This window comes from Brachybacterium sacelli, assembly GCF_017876545.1.
Lineage (GTDB): Bacteria > Actinomycetota > Actinomycetes > Actinomycetales > Dermabacteraceae > Brachybacterium > Brachybacterium sacelli.
Genome location: NZ_JAGIOD010000001.1, coordinates 1131876 through 1155345, shown reverse-complemented (window position 1 = coordinate 1155345; position 23470 = coordinate 1131876). Strand labels below are relative to the sequence as shown.

Sequence of the window (23470 nt, the reverse complement as noted above, 5' to 3'; positions counted from 1 at the left end):
CGCCCGGACGGCTCAGAAGGCAATGGGCTCCGGGGCGGGGTCGGAGGCGGGGCGACCGACGGGTTCGAGCACTCCGATCCTCTCGCGCCTGCTCACCACGACCACGATCACGACGGTGAGCGCCACGAGGGCGACCGCGGCGGCCACGCCGCCGGCGAGAGCGGCATCGGCGCCCTGGAACGGGCCGCCGGCCTCGTGCGCCGCGAGCGCCGCGGCGGAGGTGCCCGGGGCGGCGGTGGCGGCGCTCAGGGCGGAGGCCCCCATGCCGGCGCCCGTGCCCGCACCGAGGGCGGAGACGAGGAGCGACACCGTGGTGAGGGTGAGCGTGAGCGCGATCGGCAGCTCGAGGCCACCGGTCTTCCACGCGAGCACCGCCGCGGCGAACGCCAGGGCCAGCGTCGGGATCACCACGGCGCCGGTGAGCTCGCGGCCGATGAGCACGACCGCGGTGACCACGAGGATCGGGACGACCGGGCTGCGCACCCAGGTGCCGACGGCCTGGAGGAGCACGCCGCGCAGCGTCAGCTCGAGGCCGATCGCCTGGAGCGGCGCCAGGACCAGCACGATCACTACCAGCAGCACGAGCTGGAGGGCCGAGGCGCCGGCGGGGGCCGTGCCACCGGTTCCGGCATCGACGGCATCTCCGGATCCCGCGAGCATTCCCGCGAGTGCAGCGACCGCGACCACGAGCAGCGCGCCGGCCGCCGCCCAGGCACCCGTTCGGCTCAGCAGCTCACGGCGGAAGCGCGCCGCGACCGACCAGCTCAGGCCGAGCGGACGCCACCCGCCGACGCGCACCCCGACCATCCCGGCGGGCAGCCACATCGCTCCCATGGCCAGCGCGAGGCCCACGTCGAGCGGACTGGTGGGGTCCCCGCTGGTGACACCGATCGCGACGTTCACCCCGGGAGCGACGGCGAGCACGAGGATCGTGAGCACCAGCAGCACGGAGGCCAGCACGACATACGCGACGAAGGCAGCGGCCACCGTCAGCAGGGGTTTGGCGCGGCCCGACCAGGCAGGACGCAGCGTGGCCAGGCGGTGGTACGGGGTGAGCCGGCCCGCCGGGGCGGCGCTCATGCGGTGCCCTCCGCACCCTCGTGGCGGCCCGCGGTCGCACGGCCGGCGGGGCCGGGGCGGCACCGCGTCGTCAGCGAGCAGGGGGCATGGAGCGGCCGAGGAGCTACCGGCACGGGCCGGTCGGTGGGGAGCGCGAGGAGTCGAGACATGGCCCGACCACTGTAGGTCCGCCGCATGGGGGCCGGCCTGAGAGCGACCGCCTCGGCGCCCCGCCCGTCCTGGGGACCAACCGCGGGAGGTCTTGACCTCACCGCTCTACAGCGCTGTAGAGTCGGCGGACGGCATCGGATCCGCCAGGACCGGCCCGTCGCGACGAGGAGGCAGTGCATGCCGGAGACCCCCGCCCCGGACGTCATCGTGCTGATGACCGACCAGCAGCGCGTCGGCTGCACGGCCGCCCAGGGCGGTCCCGACACCATGCCCCGCACCGACGCCCTGCTCGCCGCGGGCACCCGTTTCGAGCGGGCCTACACCACCTCCCCCGTGTGCGTACCGGCCCGGACCAGCCTGCTGACCGGCCGCTTCCCCACCGCGCACCGGGTGCGACAGAACAGCACCGCCGCCCACGCGCACTACGGGACCGACCTGCTGGAGGTGCTGCGCGGGGCCGGGTACTCCCTGCACTTCAGCGGGAAGCCGCACATGCACCCCGGCCCGCAGGACTTCGACACCTACACCGGCCCGTACTTCCACGACAGCGGACCGGACCCGACGCGCTCGGGGCCTTCGGCCGGCGACGACGAGGATCATGCGGGCTTCGAGAGCTGGCAGCGCGACCTCGACCACGGCGTCGCGAACACCCCGACCCCCTTCCCGCTGGCGGACCAGTTCCCCACCCGCATCGTCGACGGGGCCCTGGACGCGCTCGAGGCAGCCCCGAGGGACCACCCGCGCTTCCTGTGGGTCTCCTTCCCCGAGCCCCACAACCCGTACCAGGCGCCCGAGCCGTACTTCAGCATGTTCGAGGACGAGGTCCCCGAGCGCGCGACCGACGCGAGCGTGCTGGACGGCATGGACTGGCGCTTCCGCTGGCTGCACCGGCTGCTCGAGGACAAGCGCCCCGGCTCCGACCGCGACTGGCGGCGCTATCGCGCGAACTACCTGGGCATGCTGCGGCTGATCGACGACCAGATCGGCCGTCTGCTCGACGCCGTCGCCGCCGGCGGCCGGGAGACCCTCGTGGTGGTGCTGTCCGACCACGGCGACTTCACCGGCGAGTACGGACTGCAGCGCAAGGGGGCGGCGATGCCCGACGTGCTGATGCGCATCCCGCTGGGCTTCGCCGGTCCCGGGATCGCGTCGCAGGTGCGCGACGAGCCCGTTTCGATCATCGACGTCCTGCCCACCCTGGCCGAGCGCCTGACCGGGCAGATCCCCGCCGGGGTCCAGGGCCGCTCCCTGGACCCGCTGCTGCGCGGCGAGGACGCCCCGGCCGCGGAGTTCGGCTCGATCCTGGGCGAGCTCGGATACGGGGGCGTGTCCTACACCGAGACCGACCGGCCTCCCCTGCATTTCCCCTACGAGGGCGCCTCCTTCGACGAGCTGAACTCGGTGACCCTGGGAGGGGAGATGCGCATGCTCGTGCGCGGACGCCACAAGCTCGTGGTCGACGACCGCGGCCACGACACGCTCCATGACCTGGAAGCCGATCCCTTCGAGATCCACGACCTCGCCGCCGACCCCGGCCATCAGCAGGTCCGCGCGGAACTGCACCGTGACCTGGTGCGCTGGATGATGCGAGCGGCCGACGACCTGCCCACCGGCGCCTACACACCGCGCACCCGTCCCCACAACTGGCGCTGGGCCTGACCCGGGTCCGCGTCGCTCCGTCCGAAGCCCGGGAGGTCCTGCCATGACCCGCTTCACCCGACGATCCCTCCTGGCCGCCGGCGGCGCCGCCGCGGCCCTCCCCCTGGGGGCCTGCGGCCCCGGCGCGCGGAACGCCTCGGCAGACCTGCTCGTCGCCTGGTACGGCGGCCAGCCCGTCCATGACGGCGTGGGAGGCGCTCTCGAGAAGTACCAGCAGGAGCATCCCGACGTCCCGGTCACCCCTCAGAAGGCCGCCTTCGACGACTACTGGGACAAGCTCGCCACCCAGGTCGCCGGTGGGCAGGGACCCGACCTGGTGCGCATGTCGATGACCTGGCTGACCGAGTACGCCGATCGCGGTGCGCTGCTGGACCTCAGCGACCTCACGGGCCAGGCGATCGACATCTCGGGTTTCGACGAGGACGCCGCGACGGCCGGCACCACCGACGACGGGAGGTTCGGGATCGGCCAGTCCTCGATCACCCAGACCACCTTCCGCAATCCTCACCTGGCCCAGGAGCACGGGCTCGAGCTGCCCGGGGCATGGAGCTGGCAGGAGTTCACCGAGTTCGCCACGGCCCTCGCCGAGCAGGCCGGACCGGGAACCTACGGCACCGCCGATGCCGGCGCCGACCTCCAGCTGTTCGAGGTCTTCGCCCGCCAGCACGGCACCGAGCTGTTCGACGGCCAGTCCCTCGCCGTCGGGACCGACGTGATCGAGCAGTGGCTGGTGATGTGGCAGGACCTGCGCGACGCGGGTGCCGCTCCCCCGCCCGAGATCACCGCCGAGGCCACCGGTTTCGAGAACTCCCCGTTCGCGACGCTGAATGCCGCGGTCACCTTCGGCTGGGTCCAGCAGGTCACGTTCTTCCAGCCCGTGATGCCGGAGCACCCGCTCGAGGTCGGTGACATCCCGGGGGCAACGGCCGGGGACCGCTCGGGCCAGTTCGTCACGGCCCTCGACTTCTGGTCGATCCTCTCGACCAGCGCACGGCCCGAGGATGCCGCCGCCGTGGTCGACTTCCTCGTCAGCGAGCCCGCGGCGATCACGTCGATCGGGCTGAGCCTCGGGGTGCCGCCCTCGGCCACCACCCGTGATCTGCTGGGGGAGTCGGCCGATTCCGCCGCGGGGAAGGCGATGGCGTACGTCGAGGAGGTCACCGGGACCACGGGCGCCCCGCCGGGCCCGTGGCCCCGGGGTTACGGCGCGCTGCAGGGCACCGAGTTCGGCCGGCTCAACGAGGACGTCGCCTTCGGCAGGACCACCGCGTCGGCCGCGGCGGCTTCGTTCGTCGAGACCGCCGCGAGCGCACTGAGCGGCTGAGCACCGGCCACCTCGCTGCCCATGGTCCGTCGCTGCCCGCTCTAAGCTGGGGCGATGACGACGGACCGACGCTCTCCCCGGCCGCGCCTGACCGACGTCGCCGCGGTCGCCGGCGTGTCGATGAAGACGGTCTCGAATGTCATGGGCGGATACGCCCCGGTGTCCGAGGCGACCCGCGCCAAGGTGCTCGCCGCGGTCGACCAGGTCCGCTACCGGCCCAATCTCTCCGCCCGCAATCTCGCCCGGGGGCGCTCCGGCGTGATCGCGCTGACCGTGCCCCGGCTGGACCTGCCCTACTTCGCCTCCCTGGCGGGGAGCGTGGTCGAGGCCGCCGGGGAGCACGGATGGTTCGTGCTGATGCACCAGACGGGCGGCGACCTCGACGGCGAGCGCCGTGCCCTGCTCGGCGACCATCCGCAGCGCCTCGACGGGATGATCCTCAGCACCCAGTGGCTGGAGGCCGAGGAGATCGCTGCCCGCCCCGATCCCACCCCGCTGGTCGTCCTCGGCGATCACCCTGTGCCCGGGCCCGTCCCCCACGTCGGGATCGACAACCACGCCGCAGGCCTCGCCGCCGCCCAGCACCTCCTCGCCACCGGCCGCCGACGCATCGCCCTGATCGGTGCCCCGTCCCCGGGTGCGGAACCGGGACGCGCCCAGGGGCTGATCGACGGGGTCCGCGCGGCCGGGCTCCCGGTGCTGCCCGAGCTGACGCGCCCGATCACCGCGAACACCGGCGACGCCGGGGAGAGCGCCACCGCCCGGATGCTGGCGGAGGTCGACGAGGTGCCGGACGCGCTGTTCGCCGTCACCGACTGGGTCGCGATGGGGGCGATCCGTGCCCTGCATGCCCGTGGGCTCGCGGTCCCCCGCGACGTCGCGGTGATGGGCTTCGACGACATCCCCTACGCCCGCTCCGTCTCCCCGTCGCTGACCACGATCGCCCCGGACCGCGAGGCCGTCGCCCGGTCGGCGGTCGAGGCGCTCGAGGCGCAGGTCGGTGGCGTGCTGCCAGGGGACGACGCGGGCCCCGCCGCGCCCGACGGCGAGCACTTCGCCCCGTTCGAGCTGGTCGTCCGCGAATCCACCGGAACCGGGATCTGATCGACCGCGGAGACCGCGCCTGCCTGCCGATCGGTGGATGGCGCGTCCCGGTCCATCAGCCGCGCGGCCGATCCCTCGACCTCCCTGCCCTCCCTACGCTGGGCTCATGACCGTCACCGCGCCGACCACCACGGCGCCGCCCTCCGTGCGCAGCGTGCGCGAATGGATGATCGCGCTCGCCCAGTCCCTCGCCTGCACCGCCCTGGGCGTGCTGATGGTGCTCGTCGCCTTCGGGAGCCTGCTCACGGAGTTCGACGAGGATCCGCCGGGGGCGCTGGTGGCCATGCACGGGCTCGATGCCGTGCTGGGCGTCGTCGTCACGCTCGCGATCGGCCCGCTGCGGTTCCTGCGACCCGGCCGACTGCACAGCGTGCTGCACCTGATCGCGGCGTCGGTCGCGGGCCTGAGCACCACAGCCCTGGCGGCCTCGGCGATCGCGCTGTACCGGCTCGGGCTGCGGCGCCGGCCCGGGCTGGATGCGCTCGCGGTCCTGCTGGTCGCCGTCACCTCGATCCTGACCATGGCGCTCGATGCGTCCATCCGTGCCCAGCCCGTCGGGGTGTTCTTCACGACCACGATCGCGGTCATGGTCGTCGGCGCCCTGGTCCCGCTGCTGATCGGCCATGTGGTGGGCACCCGCCACGAGCTCGTCGCCTCCCTGCGCGACCGCGCCGCCTCCGCGGACCGGGAGCGGGAGACGGCCCAGCGGGAACGGGCCGCCGCCGAGCGGGAGGCCGCTGCTCTGGTGCGTGAGCGCGACGCCGACGCCGCCCGGGTGCGCGCCGAGGAGCGGGCGGCGCTGGCCCGCGACATGCACGACAGCATCTCCCACCACCTCGCGACCATCGCCATGCATTCAGGCGCCATGTCCTACCGCGAGGACCTCCCGCGCGAGGAGCTGCGCCGCACCGCCGGCACCGTGCGGGACGCCGCCCAGCAGGCCAATCGCGAGCTGCGCACCGTGCTGATGACCCTGCGCACCACCGATGGCGAGACCCCGCTGGCCACGGCCCCGACGCTCGTCGAGATCGTCGAGCGCGCCCGTGCCGACGGGCAGGACGTCGAGCTGAGCTGGGAGGGGTTGGGACCGCACGAGCTGGAGACCCGCGACCGCAGCACGGTCGTGGCTCTCGCCCGCATCCTCACCGAGGTCACCGTGAACGCCGCCAAGCACTCCCCGGGCGCCCCGTTGCGCCTCACGCTCGCGCGGGAAGCGGATCGCGTCGTGCTGCACGCCCGCAACCCCTGTTCTGCGAGTCCGGCGACTGCGCCGACCTCCACCGGGCACGGACTGCTCGGCGTGCAGGAGCGGGCCCGGCTGCTGGGCGGCGATGCCCGGCACGGGGTGCGCGGCGAGGACTTCGAGGTGCAAGCATGGATGCCATGGTGAACGGGACGGAGGCCGGGAGCGGCACGGTGCGGGTGCTGCTGGTCGATGACGAGGCGCTGATGCGCGCCGGTCTGCGGCTGATGATCGACGGCGCGCACGGGATCGAGGTGATCGGGGAAGCGGCCGACGGGCACGAGGCGCTCGACCGGGTCCGTGAGCTCGACCCCGACGTGGTGCTCATGGACATCCGGATGCCGAGCATGACCGGCCTGGAGGCGCTGCGCACGCTGGGGGACGAAGGGCACGCGGCCCGCGCCGTCATGCTGACCGCCTTCGACACCGACGAGTTCCTGCTGCGGGCACTGCGGGCGGGCGCCGTCTCGTTCCTGCTCAAGGACTCCCCGCCCCAGGAGGTCGTCCGCGCGGTGCTCGAGGCGGCCGAGGACCGTCCCCGCTTCTCCCCCGAGGTCCTCAGCCGCCTGGTGCGGCTCGCCGCCGAGGACGGCACGGCTCCGACTCCGGCCGAGGAGGCGACGGGAGGGGCGGACACCGCGGGGAAGGCCGAAGAGGCCCCGGCGGAGATCCCCGCCCCGGAGGGGATCACCGAGCGCGAGTGGGAGGTGGGCCGACTGGTGGCGCAGGGGCTGGCGAACCCGGAGATCGGCGGCCAGCTGTTCATGAGCGTCGCGACGGTGAAGACCCACCTGGGCAGGCTCTATCACAAGCTGCAGGTCACCAACCGGGTCCAGCTCGCGATCCGGGTGCTCGAGCTCGGCGGGTGAAACCCGTGACCACTCCCCGTGCCCTCACCCCGCTCGTGCTCATCGGCGGCCCCATCGCCGCCGGCAAGAGTGCCGTCTCCCGCCTCCTGGCCGATGCTCTGCGCGCCGACGGACGGCAGCTCGCCCTGGTGGAGCTCGACGCGATCGCCGACATGGCGCGGCCGACGCTCCCCGACTGGACGGTGGCGCATCGGATCTTCGCGTCGGTCACGGGCCAGTGGCTCGAAGCCGGGGCGGAGGTGGTGATCGCGGAGTCGGTCAGCGACCGGGAGGAGCTCGCGCGGGTCCTCCGGAACGTTCCCGCGGGAACGCCTGTCCTCACCGTGGTGGTCACCTGCCCGTTCGGGACCGCGCTCGAGCGGGCGCTCGCCGATCCCACGCGCGGCATCTCCCGTGATCCGGAGTTCCTGTACGAGGTGCACGCGCAGTGGGCTGGAGAAATGCCCCTGATCAGCGCCGATCTCGTGCTCGACACCTCGACCCTGAGCCTCGAGGAGAGCGTGCGCCGGATCCGTGCCGCGCTGGAGTCTCTGCCCCAGAATGCGGTGGCACCTGCGAACATTCACCGCCACCCTGGACGCATGCGCCCTGCGGACGAGCTGATCACCGAAGCCGCGACCGCGGACGTCGACGGGTGGGGCTTCGCCTTCCTGGACGACCGCGCCTTCGAGGAACGTCCTCCCTGGGGGTACTCGGGGCAGCTCGCCGAGGCCGTGGCCACTGCCGACGTGGCGATCGACCTCGACACCGGCGGCGGCGAGGTGCTCGCCGAATGCCCTCGCCTCGCCGCCCAGCAGCACGTCACGGAAGGGTGGGCGCCCAACGCAGAACGGGCACGGCTGCTGCTGGGCCCACGCGGGGTGCAGGTCCACGAGACCCCGGCCGGGGCCCCGCTCCCCCTGCCCGGCGGCGCCGCCGACCTGGTCACCGCTCGGCATCCCGTGAGCCCGGACTGGGCGGAGATCGTGCGGGTGCTGGCGCCCGGCGGGGAGTACCTCGCCCAGCACGTCGGCCCCGCCTCGGCCTTCGAGCTGATCGAGCACTTCATCGGCCCCACCACCGAGCAGCAGCGGCGGGGCCGGCATCCGGACGACGAAGTGGCCGCTGCGGAGGCCGCCGGGCTCGAGGTCACCGAACTGCGCACGGCGCGTTTGCGGATGGAGTTCCTCGACGTCGGCGCCGTGGTGTGGATCCTGCGCAAGTGCGTGTGGTGGGTCCCGGACTTCGAGGTCGACCGCTATCACGAGCGACTGCTGGCGATGGACGCGATCATCCGCCGGGACGGGCGGTTCGTCGCGCACTCGACGCGGCACCTGATCCGGGCACGTCACTGAGCACGGCCCGGGCCCCGCCGACGAGCCGCCCGTCTCCTCAGCGGCGAGTGCCCGAGGCGTTCGCCCCGTGGGTCGACTCCCCCGGCTCGAGGGCGCCGACCACGCGGTGGGGGACGTACGGGGCCTCGAGCGCCGCGAGCTCCTCGTCGGTCAACTCGAGCTCGAGGGCGCCGAGGGCCGCGTCGACATGGCCGGTCCTGGTCGCCCCGACGATCGGAGCGACCACCGGATCCTTCGCCAGCAGCCAGGCCAGGGCGACGTGCACGCGCTCGAGCCCGCGCTGCTCGGCGATGCGGGCGACCTGCTGGACGATCTCCCGGTCGGTGTCCTGCGTGGAGTCGTACTTCGTCTGTGCGGTCCGGTCGGTGCGTGCCCGCTCGGTGTCGGCGTCCCAGTCCCTCGTCAGTCGTCCGGCAGCCAGCGGGCTGTACGGAGTGGAGGCGACGCCGAGCTCACGCAGCAGCGGCATCATCTCCCGCTCCTCCTCGCGGTACAGGAGGTTGTAGTGGTTCTGCATCGAGACGAACTTCGTCCACCCGTTGACCTCGGCGACGTGCTGGGCCTGCAGGAACTGCCAGGCGAACATGGCCGAGGCGCCGATGTAGCGGACCTTCCCCGAGCGCACCACGTCGTCCAGAGCACGCATCGTCTCCTCGATCGGGACGGAGTAGTCCCAGCGATGGATGAGGTAGAGGTCGATGTACTCGGTCCCCAGCCGGCGCAGGCTGGCATCGACCTCCGCCAGGATGGCCTTGCGGGACAGGCCCCCGCCGTTCGGGCCCTCGTGCATCCGGCCGTGCACCTTGGTGGCCAGCACGATCTCCTCACGCCGGGCGTAGTCGACCAAGGCCTTGCCGACGATCTCCTCGCTGCGCCCCAGCGAGTACACGTTCGCGGTGTCGAAGAAGGTGATGCCCGCGTCGAGCGCATGCTTGATCACTGGGCGGGCATCGTCCTCCTCGAGCACCCACGGGTGGATCCACCGCTCACGGTCACCGAAACCCATCGTGCCCAGGCACAGGCGCGAGACGTCCAGTCCGGTGCTGCCGAGCTTCACGTACTCCATGGGGGCTCCTCCTCGATCGGGTGCACGGGCGGTCATCGCCCGTCGCGAGCATCCTCGCACCGGCTCTGAGCACCGAGGGAGTCCCTGTCAGGGTCCCTGTCGACACGTCCCCGATTGCCCGGGCTCAGCGCCGTCGGCCACCCCGGCCGGTGGAGCGCAGGAGCCGCGAGATCATCGGGAACGCGACGAAGAAGATGACCCACCAGACGTCGAAGCCCATCCGGTAGGCGACGATCGCGAAGATGCCGAGGCCGACGAGTGTGGCCAGCGCGCCGAAGACTTTGGCGCCGCTTCCCTTGCCGGTTCCTTCATCGCCCGATGCGTCGTCCTGCCCCGTGAAGCTCTCCGCCCAGCCGGGTTCCTGCTCGCCCCCGCGACCTGCGGCCTCGCCACCGAACTCGGGCCCCTGAGGGCGCGGCGCCTCCGATGCGACGTCCCCGCCGAAGTCCGAGTCCGCCCGGGACTCCGAGCCGAAGCCGGAGGACCATCCGGTCCCGCTGGTGCCGTCGCGGTCCTTGCCGCCCAGCCAGGACGGGTCCCCACCCGGCCCGTGGGCGTCACCGTTCCCCCGTGAAGAGCTCATGTGCCCACGATAGTCGCGGGCCCCACCCCAGCATCGCTCCCCTGTCCCGAGTCGGCAACGCCGTGCTCAGGCCACGCGGACCCCCTGACGTCGCTCATGGAGCTCCTCGCGGGTGCTCCACCCGGCGAACAGCCCCGCGCCGGGCTCGAAGTGGCGGCCGTCCGCGAGGGAGCCGACCACCTCCCCGTCGTAGCCGAGTCGGTTCAGCAGGGCACCGACGGCGTCCGCCGCCCGGGGGTCGTCCGAGGCCACCGCGATGGCCCGGCGGCCGGGATCCCCGCCGTCACGGCCCTGGTCCTCGACGTCGTGGTATCCGATGTGGTTGAGGGTCTTGACCACGCGGGAGGTGCTCAGATGCGCGGCGAGCAGCTCGCTCGTGGACAGGACGCCGTCCCCGTCGCCCAGGGCGTTCCGGGCCACGGCGACCGCCGCCGCGTCGTCCCCGCCCCATGGGTTGGTGGCGTCGACGACGATCGCGCCGCGGAGGGCCTGCGGGTCGAGGTGGAGCGCGACGTGCAGCGGCACCGTCAGCAGGATGATGTCGCAGGCCGTCGCGAGATCCTCCGGGGCGACCGGCGCGGCGCCGGGCAGCTTCGCCGCGAGTACGGGGGCCGCGGAGCGTCCGGCGACCCGGACCTCGATCCCGGCGCGCAGGGCGGTGCGGGCGAGCGCACTGCCGATCTTCCCGGGTCCGAGAACGCCCAGGCGCGGTGCGCGGGTCCCCGGACGGAGGACCGGCTCACCGGCGTCGGACCGCTGACCGGTGGCCACCGGGCCCGCGGGGGTGGACGGCGACGTGGAGGCCTGCCAAGGCCGCTGAGCTCCGTGATGCGGCGGGGCCGACGTGCCGGCAGCGGCCTCGCCGTGGTCGAGAGCTGCCTCGAGCACCCGACGCGCGAGGGCGTCGTTGCGCCGGTGGCAGGGGGCGTTGGTGCCGGGACGGGCGAAGGCGCCGATCGGCAGCTCGGAGGTCCAGGGGCCGACGGCCCACAGGTTCTCGCGCGCGGTGCCGTCGGGGGCGATCACGCGGTACCGGTCATCGACCTCGAGCTTGCCCGCCGCCGCGGCCGATTCGCGACCGATGGCCGCCCGGCCGCCGGCGACCAGATCGCGGAGGAGGGGGTTGGTGGAATCCGCCAGCGAAGGTTCGGGCAGGAAGGCGTCGATCAGCGCGGTCGCCTCGACCTGCACACCCGCACCCCCGCGGGCCACGAACCGCCCGGTGGAGTCATCAGTGGTCACGGCCGTGCGCGGCCCGAGGAAGGAGACCACCCCGGCGCGTTCGAGCGCGAGCAGCTGGTGCAGACGATGCGGAGGCGGCCCGGAATCCACGAAGCTGAACAGCGAGTGCCACCAGTGCGGGTACTCGCCCCGGGAGCTCTCGCGCAGCCGGGTCGCGGGCAGCTGGTCGACCAGGACCCCGTGCAGGCGCAGCAGCAGCTGGAACAGGATCCGGGAGGAGGTGACGTCTCCCCGCGTGCGGGCGTGGAGATCGTGCTCGATGTGACGCACCACGGCATCGCGGGTCACCCGCGGCTCGGCATCGCCGTCGAGCCAGGCCAGCGGGTCGTCCAGCCAGGCCAAGGGCTCCTCCCCCGGCTCGGCGGGCGGTGCGTCCGGGACCCAGTGCGCGATCTCGGCGGCGATCAGGGGCAGGACGTCGGCGCGGAAGTCGAGACGACCGTCTGAGTCCTCGCGCTCCCGGAGGGCAGACGCGGTGACGTGGACCAGCTCCCCCAGGCCGGTGGGCTCCCCCTCCCCGTGCACCTTCGAGTGATAGGGCACGCCGCGGCGGGAACCGACTCGCAGCAGGGGCTCGCGGCCGGACGCGCGGTAGCGCAGGCGGCCGGGGTCGCCGGGCAGCGGTTCCGGTTCGAAGGAGCCGCCGCGGCCTTCGGTGAGCAGCGCCAGGAGGTCGATGAAGCCCAGCCCCATGCCGCGCACGATCGTCTCCTGGCCCGCACCGAGCTGGCCGAGGTGGGCGTCCGAGGCCTGGGAGGGCGGGAGGTAGGCACCGCCGTGCCGGCGCGCGAAGGCGGCCAGCTCGTAGCGCGCGGACGAGGGACGGGAGTCGGTGTGCCCAGCGGCCAGGACCAGCAGATCGGCCCGCAGCGGGGCACGGTCCTCGAGCTCGATCCGCCAGGGGGCGGCTCCCGTGCCTTCCTCCGCGCGCACCGCGGTCGCGGTGGTGCGGTGCACGGTGACGGTGACCGTGCCGGGCAGCGCCGCGAGGACCTGGCCGAAGAACCACTCGAGGTACAGCGCCTGGACGCGGCGGCTGGCGAAGCTGGTGGCTTCGAGGGCCTCGATCTCCGCCAGGCGCGAGGTGCCGGCGGTGGGGGCGGCGAGGGTGCCCTCCCGGATCCCCGCGGCCCACTCGGCGAGCGAGGGGCCGGCGACGACGGGCCCGTCCACCTCGGTGGTGTCGTCGGTGAAGATCGACACGTCGGCGGCCCGCGAGTTCATCAGCAGCAGGGGGCTCTCGGCGGCGCGCCAGATCCTTCCGGCGCCCGGCATGTGCGGGTCGATGATGTCCACGCGCACGGGGGCGCGCTCGAGGCGCGCAGCCTGCTCGGGCAGGGCGGCGCTGGCACCGAGGCGTTCGAGAACGCCGATCGCGCGCGGCCCGCCGCCGATGAGGGCGAGGCGCGTGGGCGTGGTCCTGACCCGGGAGTTCATCGGGCGGATCCCTTCTGACGAGGTTCTGTGTCGCACTGTGACCACTCATAGTTGCCACCTTGCACGTCCATTAGGTTCGCTTATACCGTCGGGCAGTGCAAGCCATGACCGCCCTGCGTTCATGCATCGTCACGAAAGGCACCGCCCATGACCCCCTCAGCTGTCTCCACCGAGACCGCACGCCACGCGCCCGCGGCCGATCCGGCCGCAGGTCGCGACTCGGCGACGGGAGCCGTCGTGATGCCGTGCCCACCCCCCGAGCACGAGGACCTCTCCCGGCTGCGCGTGGTGCCTGTCCGGCATCCCGGTCGCGTGGTGCTCGCCGTCGTCGTCGGCCTGCTGGTCGCCGCCGTGCTCTACTCCTTCGTGACCAACCCGCGCTGGGAATGGGGGGTGGTCGCCCAGTGGTTCTTCGCCGAATCGATCATCCGCGGTCTGCTGGAGACGCTGAAGCTCACCGCGATCTCCGGTGCCCTCGGCTTCGGCCTGGGCCTCGTCCTCGCCCTGATGCGACTGTCCCCTTCCGGGCTGATCTCCGGCGTGGCCTGGACGTTCTCCTGGGTCTTCCGTTCCACGCCGCTGCTGGTGCAGCTGTTGCTCTGGTACAACCTCGGATACCTCTACGAGCGCGTCTCCCTCGGGATCCCGCTGACGGACGTCACCTTCGTCGACGCCCGCACCAGCACGTTGATGACCCCGATGCTCGCGGCGATCCTGGGACTCGGGCTGCACCAGGCGGCCTACGCGGCGGAGCTGATCCGCGGCGGGATCCTGTCGGTGGACCAGGGGCAGGTGGAGGCGGCGAGCGCGCTGGGCATCCCGGCCCGCGACCGCTCGCTGCGCATCGTGATGCCGCAGGCGATGCGCGCCATCCTGCCCACCGCGTTCAACGAGATCATCGGCCTGGTCAAGGGCACCTCGATCGTCTATGTGCTCGCGCACGCCGAGCTGTTCTTCACGGTCCAGCTGATCTACGGACGCACCCAGCAGGTGCTGCCGATGCTGCTGGTCGCGACCGTCTGGTACGTCGTGATCACCTCGCTGCTCTCGATCGGGCAGTACTACATCGAGCGCCACTACTCCAAGGGCGCCGTGCGCACACTGCCGCCGACGCCCCTGCAGAGCCTGCGCGCCCGCCTCACCCGCCATCGCTCCGCCCCGAAGGGAGCCCTCGCATGAGCCTGCTCGACCTCCTGCGCCGCGGCGCCCCTCCGGCCGATGCGCCGCCCGACTCCCCCGACCCGGCACCGGAGAGCTCGCACATCCCGATCGGCGGGCTCGTCGAGATCCGGGACGTGCACAAGTCCTTCGGCGACCTCGAGGTGCTGCGCGGGATCGACCTGACCCTCGCCCCCGGCTCGGTCACCGCGATCCTCGGGCCCTCCGGATCCGGCAAGTCGACGCTCCTGCGCACCGTCAATCACCTCGAACCCGTCAGTCAGGGGCTGATCAGCCTGGACGGCGAGGTGATCGGGTACCGCCGCGACGGGGACCTGCTGCACGAGCTGCCCGAGCGCGAGGTGCTGCGCCAGCGCACGCGGATCGGCATGGTCTTCCAGAGCTTCAACCTGTTCGGCCACATGACGGCGCTGCAGAACGTCGCGGAGGCCCCGCGACGTGCGCTGGGGACTCCCCGGCCGCAGGCCGAGGCCCGGGCCCGGGAGCTGCTCGAGCTGGTGGGGCTGTCGGAGAAGGCACAGGCTTTCCCGCGACAGCTCTCCGGCGGCCAGCAGCAACGCGTGGCGATCGCCCGCGCACTCGCGCTCGATCCGAAGGTGCTGCTGTTCGACGAGCCCACCAGCGCCCTGGACCCCGAGCTGGTCGAGGAGGTGCTCGCCGTGATCCGCTCCCTGGCCCGGGCCGGCACGACGCTCGTGATCGTCACCCACGAGATCACCTTCGCCCGCGACGTCGCCGACACGGTCGTGTTCATGGACCGCGGCGTGATCGTCGAACAGGGCCCTCCCGACCAGGTCATCGATCATCCCGCCCAGGAGCGCACCCGCTCGTTCCTGCAGCGCGTGCGCACCGGCGAGCAGGATCCACCCCCCGAGGACGCGCCCGCCCCCGCCGCCGAGGCCGGCACCGCCCCGTCAGCTGCCCCCGTTCCCTCCCGCACTCGCCCCGAGGACCCCTCATGACCTCCCGCCTGCTCTCCCGACGCGCCCTGACGGCCTCCGGCCTCCTGCTTCCGGTCGGAGTGCTCGCGGCCTGCTCCGACCCGGTCCCTGCCACCGCCGGAGGAGCCGACGCCTCCGACGGCGGCGGTGAGGACGGCGCGGGCCTCGACACCTCCGGCACCCAGGAACTCCTCCGCGCCGAGCCCGACCAGGAGGTCGCCGCCCTGCTACCGCCCGAGATCGCCGGATCCGGGGTGCTGCGGGTGGGCATCAACGGCACCAGCTCCGCGCCGCTGTCGTTCCTGGCCGACGACAACGAGACCTACATCGGCTCCGAGATCGACACCGCCCGGATCGTGGCGGACAAGCTCGGCCTGGAGTTCGAGCTGAAGCTGACCACCTGGGAGAACTGGCCGCTGAAGCTCGAGGCCGGGGACTTCGACGTGGTCCACGCGAATGTCGGCATCAACGCCGAGCGCCTGCAGAAGTTCGACTTCGCCTCCTACCGCGCCGCCTACATGGCGTTCCTCACGCAGAAGGACGCCGACTTCTGGCTCGAGGACGCCGCTTCCCTCAGCGGGCGCCTCATCGCCGTCGGCGCGGCCACCAACCAGGAGCGCATCCTCACCGACTGGAACGCCGAGCTGGAAGCCGCCGGGAAGGAACCTGCCGAGCTGAAGCACTACTCGACCGACGCCGACACCCTGCTCGCCCTCGGCTCCGGGCGGGTGGACGGATACCTCTCCCCCTTCCCGTCGCTGTCGTTCATCACCGCACGCCGCGACGACTTCGAGGTGCAGGGGAGGATCAACGCCGGCTGGCCCGACGAGACCCTGGTCGCCGCCACCTTCCCGGCCGGCAGCGGCCTCGCGGACCCGTACGCCGCAGCCCTCAATGCACTCATCGAGGACGGCACCTACGGCGCAGTGCTCGAGCGGTGGAAACTGACCGAAGAGGCCCTGCCCGAATCCCGCGCCCACACCCAGGAGAACCCGTGAGCACCACGACATCCAGCCCTTCCTCCGTCGCCCACGGGCACGGCGCCCCGGCGCCGGACGCGACCACCGCCGCCACCTCCGACCCGGGGCGAGCCCTGCCGGTGCTCGCGGTCGACCTGGTCGCCGATCCTGAGCTCCTGGAGGGCCTCGCCGACCTCGCCCGCGGGCTCGAGGCCGCCGGCGTCGGCGCCCTGACGATCAGCGACGGCGGTCTCCACCCGATCCACGTGGCCTCCCATCTGGCGCCGCTGACCCGGGACGTCGCCCTGCTGCCCCGCACCGACGCCGTCTACGTCGAGCCGTTCCACCTGGCCACCCAGCTGATGAGCCTCGACCACATCTCCCACGGCCGCGCCGGCTGGCTGCTGACCGCGGAGACCGACCCCGCGGTGGCCGCGGCCGTCGGTCGCACCACGCTGGGCCTCGAGGCCACCGCCCGGGAGGCGGCCGACGTGCTCGAGGCCTCCCGCCTGATCTGGGACTCCTGGGCCCCCGACGCCGTCGTGCGCGACACCGGACGCGGCGTGTACGTCGACGCCTCGCGCCTGCAGTACGCCGACTTCACGGGCGAGACCTTCTCCGTACGGGGGCCGGCGATCACCCCGCGCTCTCCGCAGGGCCTGGTCCCGGTGCTGGTCGCCGACACCGACCGGGCCGCCGCCGGCGAGAGGGCGGCCGTCGAGCTGGCCGACGGCCGTGCCCTCGACCTCGACGTCTCCACCGGCTCCGGCGCCGTCCTCGAGACGGTCGACGCGGCGCGGGCCGACGAGGACGGCCCGCCCGTGCACCTGGTGCGCCTGGTGGGCCTGGACCTCGAGGCGGACCCGCTGGGCACGGTCACCGAGCTGGCCACGGCCCTCCGCGAACAGGGCCTGGTCGCTCCGGCCCCGACCACCGGGCAGAGCCTGCGCGAGCAGCTCGGCCTCCCACTGCCCCCGTACAGCAACGATCCCGCGCGCCGCTCCGACCGCGCCCGCCTCACGAGCAAGGACCCCGCATGACCACCGCGCAGTTCCCCACCCTCGCCGATTCCGGGCTCTCCGCGGAGGCCGCGGCCCTGGCGACCGGCACCGCCGAGCACCCGATCCATTCCGACCACACCCCCACCGGGCAGCTCGCCTTCGGAGCGTTCTTCCAGGGCGTGAACTCCTCCACCATCTGGCGCCTGCCCTCCAGCGGCGACCAGGTGGCCTGGGAGTCCTTCGAGTCGCTGGTGCGCACCGCCGAGCGCGGGAAGTTCGCGGCCTTCTTCCTGGGCGAGGGCCTGCGGCTGCGAGAGCACCGCAAGGTGCCCTTCGAGCTCGACGTGGCCGGCCGCCCCGACGCCCAGACCCTGCTGGCCGCGCTGGCCGCCGCCACCGACAGGATCGGGCTGGTCGCCACGCAGAACACCACCTACAACGACCCGGTGGACCTGGCCCGCCGCCTGCAGACCCTCGATCTGCTCTCCGGGGGCCGCGCCGGCTGGAACATCGTGACCACCGACAACGCCTGGACCGGGGAGAACTTCCGGCGCGGAGGCTACCTCGACCACGCCGACCGGTACCTCCACGCCGAGGCGTTCGTGGAGGTCGCCGAGCAGTACTGGCGGGGCGAGAGCATCTCCCACGACGGCGCCCACTACTCGGTGCGCACCCAGGGCGACCTGCCGGCCTCGGCGCAGGGCCGCCCGGTCCTGTTCCAGGCCGGAGCCTCCCCGGCCGGCCAGGACTTCGCCGCCCGCACGGCCGACGTCATCTTCTCCCCGCACGGCGGCCTCGAGGCGGCGGTCGACTTCCGCCGCAGCATCACCGAGCGCGTCGTGGCCGCGGGCCGCGATCCGGGCAGCGTGAAGATCCTGCCGGGCGCAGAGATCATCCTCGCCCCCACCGAGGCGGAGGCCGAGGAGAAGGTGCGCTGGGTCCGCGACCTGCAGGTCGGCCCTGAGCAGGCCATCGCCCTGCTCGAGCAGTACTGGGGCCGGGACCTGTCTGGTTTCGACCCCGAGGGGCCGCTGCCCGACGTGGCCCCGGAAGTGTCCGAGTCCGGGGTGACCCGCGGCGCCGGATTCCAGTTCGCCAAGGCCGAGGAGCTCACCCGGACCTGGCGCGAGGAGGCCGCGCAGAAGGGGCAGTCGATCCTCGAGTTCGCCCGGGAGAAGTCCGGTGCCCGGCGGGGAACCTTCACCGGCAGCTACGACACGGTCGCCGAGCGCCTGGCCGACTTCGCCCGCCTGGGGGCGATCGACGGCCTGAACATCACCCCCTGGCTGATCCCCTCGGGGCTCGACGACATCGTCGACCACCTCGTCCCGCGCCTGCAGGAACGGGGCGTGTACCCGGCCGAATACGCCGGCGCCACGCTGCGGGAGAACCTCGGGCTGGACCCCCTGTGACCGGAGCGGTCCCGAGCAGGGTGGCCAAACCCATAAGCAGGGCTTGAGGCGGGCGATTACGATGGAGGACATGGATCCCCGTCGCCTTCTCATCTTCCGCACCGTGGTGCGCAACGGCTCGATCGGTGCCGGTGCCCGCGAGCTGGGGTGGACCCAGCCCGCGGTGTCCCAGCACCTCGCCGCGCTGGAGAAGGAGGTCGGCACCCAGCTGCTGCTGCGCTCCTCGGCCGGGATCACCCCGACCGAGGCCGGTGGCCGGCTGGCCGCGCACGCCGAGGCGATCGCCGCCCAGCTGCACGCCGCCGAGGAGGAGCTGGCCGACATCACGGCGATGCGCCGCGGCACCGTGAAGTTCGGGACCTTCCCCTCGGCCGCGGCGGTGCTGCTGCCGCCGGTGCTGGCGCGCCTGGGCGAGACGGCCCCCGACCTCGAGGTCACCTTCTCCGAGCTCGAGCCGCCGGACGCGGTCCCGGCGGTGCGCGAGGGAGAGCTCGACCTCGCCCTCGTCTTCCGCTACCCCTGCAGCGACATCGACGACGAGGGGACCCTCGAGTGGACACCGCTGATGGAGGACCGCGTGATGGCGGTGCTGCCCCGCGACCATCCGCGCGCCCACGATCCCGCGCTGACCCTCGCCGACCTCGCCGAGGACTCGTGGATCGCGGGCTGCGAGCGCTGTCGGGCGAACCTGCTCAGCAGTGCTCGCCGGGCGGGCTTCGTCCCGAAGGTGCGCCACTCGACCGATGACTCGATCGTCGTCCAGCGCCTGATCCTGCACGGCGGCGGCGTCGCCCTGATGCCCGAGACCACGCTCGAGGCCGCACCGCCCGAGGGGGTCGTGGTGCGGGAGCTGCCCGACCTCGACAACCGCATGATCGGGCTCCTGAACCGTCGCGGCGCCCTGTCGATCCCCGCGGTCGGCGCCCTGCGCGACGCCCTGGTGGCCGAGACGAACACCCGCCTGTCCACGGCCGCGATGATCTGAGGGGCGCCCGGCCGACCCCCGTACCCTGGCAGCATGACCAGCCCTGACGCCCCCGGTCCCTCCGGTCCGCGCCGAGGCCGCGCGCCGTGGCGGGCCTGGTCGCGCTCGGCGGTGCTGCTTCTCGGCGGACTGCTCGCCACCGCGCTGTTCGCGCTCGCCGATCAGCTGCTCATCGCGGTGCTCTTCCTCCTGTTCTCCCTGTTCATGGCGTACTGGACGAGTCCTCTGCGCACCGGCCCCCACACACCGCTGGCGACCGCCCTCGCCCGCCGCGGCGACGACGTCGTGATCATCCTGTGGGCACCCGGCAGCACGCTGTCGGCGCGATTGCAGACCGCGGTCCGGCCTCCGCGGGAGGACGTGGCCTGGGTGAACATCTACCAGGACGCCGACGCGCAGCCGTTCCTCGCCGAGCATGGCGGACCGGAGGCGGTGCCGCTGGTGATCGTCGGCGACGAGGTGGCCCCGGCGGCGAGCGTCGTCCAGGTGCTGGAGATGCAGGAGGCCGGGCGCCGACGCGCAGCCGGCGAGGGCTGAGCGAGCTCAGGCGCCGGCGATCTCGCCGATCACGACGGTCCACTCGCGGGCGCTGCGGTCGATGATCACGCCCTCGCGCTTGAAGGGGTCGCCGTCGAGCTTGGCCAGCGCGTCCTCCTCGGACTGCGCCACCACGACCAGCAGCCCGCCGGGGGTGCCGCCGAGGGGACCGGACAGCAGCAGCGTCCCCTCGCGGTGCAGTTCGTCCAGGTGCTCACGGTGCTCGGGGCGGTAGATGGCGACCCGGTCGGCGTCGTCGGTGTAGGTGTACTGGACGGCGAAGAGGGCCACGGTCGCTCCTGGGCTCGAGAGGTGAGGGCCGGGCGACGACGGTCGGCGCCACGGCGGATCCGTGCCCATCGTGCCGTATTCGGGCGGTGTCCCGGCGGGTGTTCCATGGCGTGCGCCGGCGGCGGACTCGGGCGGGCTGTGTTCCGTCGGTCCGGGTCAGGGCCGGATCGGCAGCCAGTCCAGCACGTCCTGGATCCCCTGGTCCCAGAACTCCCAGGTGTGATCCCCCGGGCGCAGGCGCGAGGTGAGGTCGACGCTCGCGGCCTCGGCGGCCTCGATGACGCGGCGGTTCTGCTCGACCAGAGCGTCCTCGGTGCCGCAGTCCAGGAACAGAGCCGGCAGCGAGAGCGGATCCGCGGTGCCGAGCCTGCCCAGGAGGTCATCGGCAGTGCCGGCGAGGTCCCGCCCGCCCCAGACGCGCTCGGCGAGATGGCCGGTGTTGTGCTCGAGCCCTAGCGAGGCCGGATCCAGAGCTCCGGACAGGCTCGCCGCGGCCGCGAAGCGCTCCGGACGGTTCAGCGCCAACTTGAACGCGCCGAACCCGCCCATCGACAGGCCCGCCACGAAGGTGTCCTCGCGGGAGGTGGAGACGTGGAAGGTGCGTGCGATCAGCTGCGGCAGCTCTTCCGCGACGAAGGTCCAGTAGTTCTCCCCCACCGCCTCGTCGCAATAGAAGGAGCGACGCACCTCCGGCATCACCACCGCGATGCCCTTCTCGGTGGCGTAGCGCTCGATCGAGGTGCGGCGCTCCCAGATCGTGCAGTCGTCGCTGAGTCCGTGCAGGAGGTAGAGCACCGGGACGCCGCGGACCGAGGTGCCGCTCCCCTCGGCACCCTCCATCCCGATGCCCGAGGCGGCCTGCGGCATCAGCACCACCATCGAGGTGCCCATCCCGAGGGACTCGGAGAAGATATCGGTGCGCAGACGGATCATCGGTGGATCTCCTGAGGTGGTCGCGGCGCCGGCGGCGCGTCGGAACGGGCGGCAGGACCCAGTGAACACCACGCATACGATGGCGAGATGAACACGACGGAACCGTCCTCACCCCCCTGGATCCGGGACGCGATCTGCTGGCAGGTCTACCCGCTGGGCTTCTGCGGGGCGCCAGGGCATCGCGAGGATCTCGAGGGCGAGGGCTACGGCGGGGCGGCGGGCGAGAACGTCGTCCACCGGCTGCCGCGCCTGCTGGGCTGGCTCGACCATCTCGTCGGTCTCGGCGCGAACGTGATGATCCTGAACCCGGTCTTCGACTCCGTCTCCCACGGCTACGACACCCTCGACCACCGCCGCCCGGACCCGCGGCTCGGCAGCGACCAGGATGTCGACGCCCTGATCGCCGCCTGCCACGAGCGCGGCATCCGGGTCGTGCTCGACGGGGTGTTCAACCACGTCTCGGACCGTCATCCGGTGGCCCGCCGCGCGATCTCCGTCGGCCCGAACTCCCCCGAGGGCGCCCACATCCGTTGGGCGGGCGAGCACCCGTACGCCTTCGAGGGCAACGCCGACCTGGTCGAGCTGGACCTGAGCGATTCCGTCGTGCAGGACGCGATCGTGGACATCATGACCCTGTGGCTCGACCGCGGAGCCGACGGGTGGCGGTTGGATGCGATGTACGCCGCCGGGGCCGAGACCTGGGCGCCGATCCTCGAGCGGGTCCGCACCGCGCACCCGCAGGCCTGGCTGCTCGGCGAGGTCATCCACGGCGACTACTCGGCGTTCGCCGCCGCCTCGGGCGCGGACTCGGTCACCCAGTACGAGCTGTGGAAGGCGATCTGGTCGGCACTGCACGACGAGAACCTCTTCGAGCTGGCCCACGCCCTGGGCCGTCACCAGGAGTTCCTCGACACGGACGGCGGCTCCCGCCCCCTGACGTTCGTGGGCAATCACGACACCACCCGCATCGCCTCGCAGCTGTCCGACGGTCGCGACCTGGCCGTCGCCTACGCTCTGCTGGCGCTGCTGCCCGGCATCCCCGCGGTGTACGCGGGCGATGAGTTCGGAGCGATCGGGGTGAAGGAGGAGCGACCCGGCGGGGACGACGCAATCCGGCCCGCGTTCCCGGAGGCCCCGGCGGGAGTGCGGGAGGGCCCCGAGGGCACGGCCGAGGAACCCGCGGCGACGGACGACGCCGCCGATCCCGGCTCGAGCCCGGCCCCGCGCCCGCTGCAGGTGCTCGATCCGGAGGCGGCCCCACGCATCCTCGAGGTGCATCAGCGGCTGCTCGCCCTGCGCCGTCGCGAGGCGTGGCTGGCCGAGGCGCACGTCGAGGTGCGTGAGGGGACCCTCGAGAACGCCTACGCCGAGATCGTGCTGACCCCGCGCGACGAGGCCGGGACGCGGCCGCTCACGCTCGTGCTGAACCTGGGCGAGGAGGACCGGCCCGCACCCGGCGAGGTCCTCGAGGCGGTCAGCGGCGCCGACATGCTCGACGCCGCCGGCCCCGCCGCGGCCGGCGCGGTGCCCGCCCACGGGGTGGCGGTGGTGCGGTGAGGGGCGCCGTCGCGCCCGTTCTCGGGCGTCGCTGACGCAATCCCCTCGTCGTCCGGCGCAGCCCTCGCCACCGGGATCATGAGCCCGACGTCCAGACAGCCGGACTACCCTCGAGACCATGAGCACAGCGATCAAGCCCGCCGAGTCCGTGAACACCGCCCCCGTCGTCGCCGTCGGACTCATCGGCGGGTGGCTCACCGCCCGGGAGACCGGCATCCGCCCGCTCGGCGGCGTCGTGCTCGCCGCGGCCGGGATCTACGCGGGTCGCACGTGGCTCGCCCGTCGCGGACCCGCCACCACCGCCGTCCTCGGTGCCACCTACGTGCTCGGCTTCGGCCTCTCGCACCCGCTCGCGAAGAAGCTGGGCTCCTGGCCGGCGGTCCTCACGGTGACCGCCGCGAGCGCCGGTGCCGCCGCACTGCTGTCCGACGCCGCGTACGGCGAGTGGACCCCCGTCGACCCCGAGGCCTGAGCACGGCGGGGCCCGGCGGGGCCCCTTCAGCCATCCCCGCCGCACCTCACCCAGCGGCCCACGCGGCCCACGGAAACGGATCGCCGCCTCAGGACCGATGTCGAGCCGAGCA

At 73.1% G+C, this 23470-nt stretch carries 21 protein-coding genes; 15 read left to right on the top strand and 6 right to left on the bottom strand.

The features are described 5' to 3' along the window. Positions 1–12: 12 nt before the first annotated feature. Positions 13–1080, bottom strand: a complete 1068-nt coding sequence (locus JOF43_RS05075; RefSeq protein WP_209899959.1) for a CAAX protease — start codon at positions 1078–1080, stop codon at positions 13–15. A 327-nt stretch (positions 1081–1407) separates the two neighbouring features. On the opposite strand from JOF43_RS05075, the gene JOF43_RS05070 reads away from it, so the two are divergent. From JOF43_RS05070 to JOF43_RS23125, 6 genes are all read left to right on the top strand, one after another. After that, a complete protein-coding gene (locus JOF43_RS05070; RefSeq protein WP_209899957.1) occupies positions 1408–2889 on the top strand; it encodes a sulfatase-like hydrolase/transferase in 1482 nt (493 codons plus the stop codon). Between the two features lie 43 nt (positions 2890–2932). Continuing rightward, on the top strand, positions 2933–4213 hold the full coding sequence (locus JOF43_RS05065) for an ABC transporter substrate-binding protein (protein ID WP_209899955.1): 1281 nt from the start codon (positions 2933–2935) through the stop codon (positions 4211–4213). 54 nt (positions 4214–4267) lie between these two features. After that, on the top strand, positions 4268–5317 hold the full coding sequence (locus tag JOF43_RS05060) for a LacI family DNA-binding transcriptional regulator (protein ID WP_209899953.1): 1050 nt from the start codon (positions 4268–4270) through the stop codon (positions 5315–5317). Between the two features lie 106 nt (positions 5318–5423). Further along, positions 5424–6707: a sensor histidine kinase gene (locus tag JOF43_RS05055; protein WP_209899951.1), complete on the top strand. Its 1284-nt coding sequence runs from the start codon at positions 5424–5426 to the stop codon at positions 6705–6707. Continuing rightward, positions 6692–7429, top strand: a complete 738-nt coding sequence (locus JOF43_RS05050) for a response regulator transcription factor (RefSeq protein ID WP_245354017.1) — start codon at positions 6692–6694, stop codon at positions 7427–7429. The genes JOF43_RS05055 and JOF43_RS05050 overlap by 16 nt, the downstream gene beginning before the upstream one ends. Positions 7430–7434: 5 nt before the next feature. Continuing rightward, positions 7435–8763, top strand: a complete 1329-nt coding sequence (locus tag JOF43_RS23125) for a phosphotransferase-like protein (protein WP_342592087.1) — start codon at positions 7435–7437, stop codon at positions 8761–8763. A 37-nt stretch (positions 8764–8800) separates the two neighbouring features. Here JOF43_RS23125 and JOF43_RS05035 read toward each other — a convergent pair whose 3' ends face one another. From JOF43_RS05035 to JOF43_RS05025, 3 genes are all read right to left on the bottom strand, one after another. Next, complete coding sequence (locus JOF43_RS05035) at positions 8801–9829, bottom strand: aldo/keto reductase (RefSeq protein ID WP_209899949.1); 1029 nt, start codon at positions 9827–9829, stop codon at positions 8801–8803. 124 nt (positions 9830–9953) lie between these two features. Next, complete coding sequence (locus tag JOF43_RS05030) at positions 9954–10412, bottom strand: hypothetical protein (protein WP_209899947.1); 459 nt, start codon at positions 10410–10412, stop codon at positions 9954–9956. A gap of 66 nt (positions 10413–10478) precedes the next feature. Beyond that, positions 10479–13091: an FAD/NAD(P)-binding protein gene (locus tag JOF43_RS05025; protein WP_209899945.1), complete on the bottom strand. Its 2613-nt coding sequence runs from the start codon at positions 13089–13091 to the stop codon at positions 10479–10481. 147 nt (positions 13092–13238) lie between these two features. Between JOF43_RS05025 and JOF43_RS05020 the strand changes: the two genes are divergently transcribed. The 7 genes from JOF43_RS05020 to JOF43_RS04990 all read left to right on the top strand — a co-directional run bounded on the left by JOF43_RS05020 (position 13239) and on the right by JOF43_RS04990 (position 20105). Continuing rightward, entirely contained in the window at positions 13239–14270 is a 1032-nt protein-coding gene (locus tag JOF43_RS05020; RefSeq protein WP_209899944.1) for an amino acid ABC transporter permease, read from the top strand. After that, a complete protein-coding gene (locus JOF43_RS05015) occupies positions 14267–15232 on the top strand; it encodes an amino acid ABC transporter ATP-binding protein (protein ID WP_209899942.1) in 966 nt (321 codons plus the stop codon). Before JOF43_RS05020 ends, JOF43_RS05015 begins: the two co-directional genes overlap by 4 nt. Next, on the top strand, positions 15229–16209 hold the full coding sequence (locus JOF43_RS05010; RefSeq protein ID WP_209899940.1) for a transporter substrate-binding domain-containing protein: 981 nt from the start codon (positions 15229–15231) through the stop codon (positions 16207–16209). Before JOF43_RS05015 ends, JOF43_RS05010 begins: the two co-directional genes overlap by 4 nt. After that, positions 16206–17210, top strand: coding sequence for an LLM class flavin-dependent oxidoreductase (locus JOF43_RS05005; protein WP_209899938.1), 1005 nt, complete (start codon positions 16206–16208; stop codon positions 17208–17210). The genes JOF43_RS05010 and JOF43_RS05005 overlap by 4 nt, the downstream gene beginning before the upstream one ends. After that, positions 17207–18583 (top strand): LLM class flavin-dependent oxidoreductase, encoded by a 1377-nt coding sequence (locus tag JOF43_RS05000; protein WP_209899936.1) that lies wholly within the window; start codon positions 17207–17209, stop codon positions 18581–18583. The genes JOF43_RS05005 and JOF43_RS05000 overlap by 4 nt, the downstream gene beginning before the upstream one ends. A gap of 70 nt (positions 18584–18653) precedes the next feature. After that, positions 18654–19568 carry a LysR family transcriptional regulator gene (locus JOF43_RS04995; protein ID WP_209899934.1) on the top strand — a complete coding sequence of 305 codons (915 nt, stop codon included), beginning with the start codon at positions 18654–18656 and terminating at the stop codon, positions 19566–19568. Between the two features lie 33 nt (positions 19569–19601). Continuing rightward, the gene (locus JOF43_RS04990; protein ID WP_245354016.1) at positions 19602–20105 is read left to right on the top strand and encodes a hypothetical protein; all 504 of its coding nucleotides are present in this window, start codon (positions 19602–19604) and stop codon (positions 20103–20105) included. A gap of 6 nt (positions 20106–20111) precedes the next feature. Here JOF43_RS04990 and JOF43_RS04985 read toward each other — a convergent pair whose 3' ends face one another. Further along, a complete protein-coding gene (locus JOF43_RS04985) occupies positions 20112–20396 on the bottom strand; it encodes a YciI family protein (protein ID WP_209899932.1) in 285 nt (94 codons plus the stop codon). Positions 20397–20552: 156 nt separating this feature from the next. Then, positions 20553–21329, bottom strand: a complete 777-nt coding sequence (locus JOF43_RS04980; protein ID WP_209899930.1) for an alpha/beta hydrolase — start codon at positions 21327–21329, stop codon at positions 20553–20555. 87 nt (positions 21330–21416) lie between these two features. On the opposite strand from JOF43_RS04980, the gene JOF43_RS04975 reads away from it, so the two are divergent. Next, positions 21417–22886: an alpha-amylase family glycosyl hydrolase gene (locus tag JOF43_RS04975; RefSeq protein WP_209899928.1), complete on the top strand. Its 1470-nt coding sequence runs from the start codon at positions 21417–21419 to the stop codon at positions 22884–22886. 118 nt (positions 22887–23004) lie between these two features. Continuing rightward, positions 23005–23358: a hypothetical protein gene (locus tag JOF43_RS04970; protein ID WP_209899926.1), complete on the top strand. Its 354-nt coding sequence runs from the start codon at positions 23005–23007 to the stop codon at positions 23356–23358. The last annotated feature ends 112 nt before the right edge of the window (positions 23359–23470 follow it).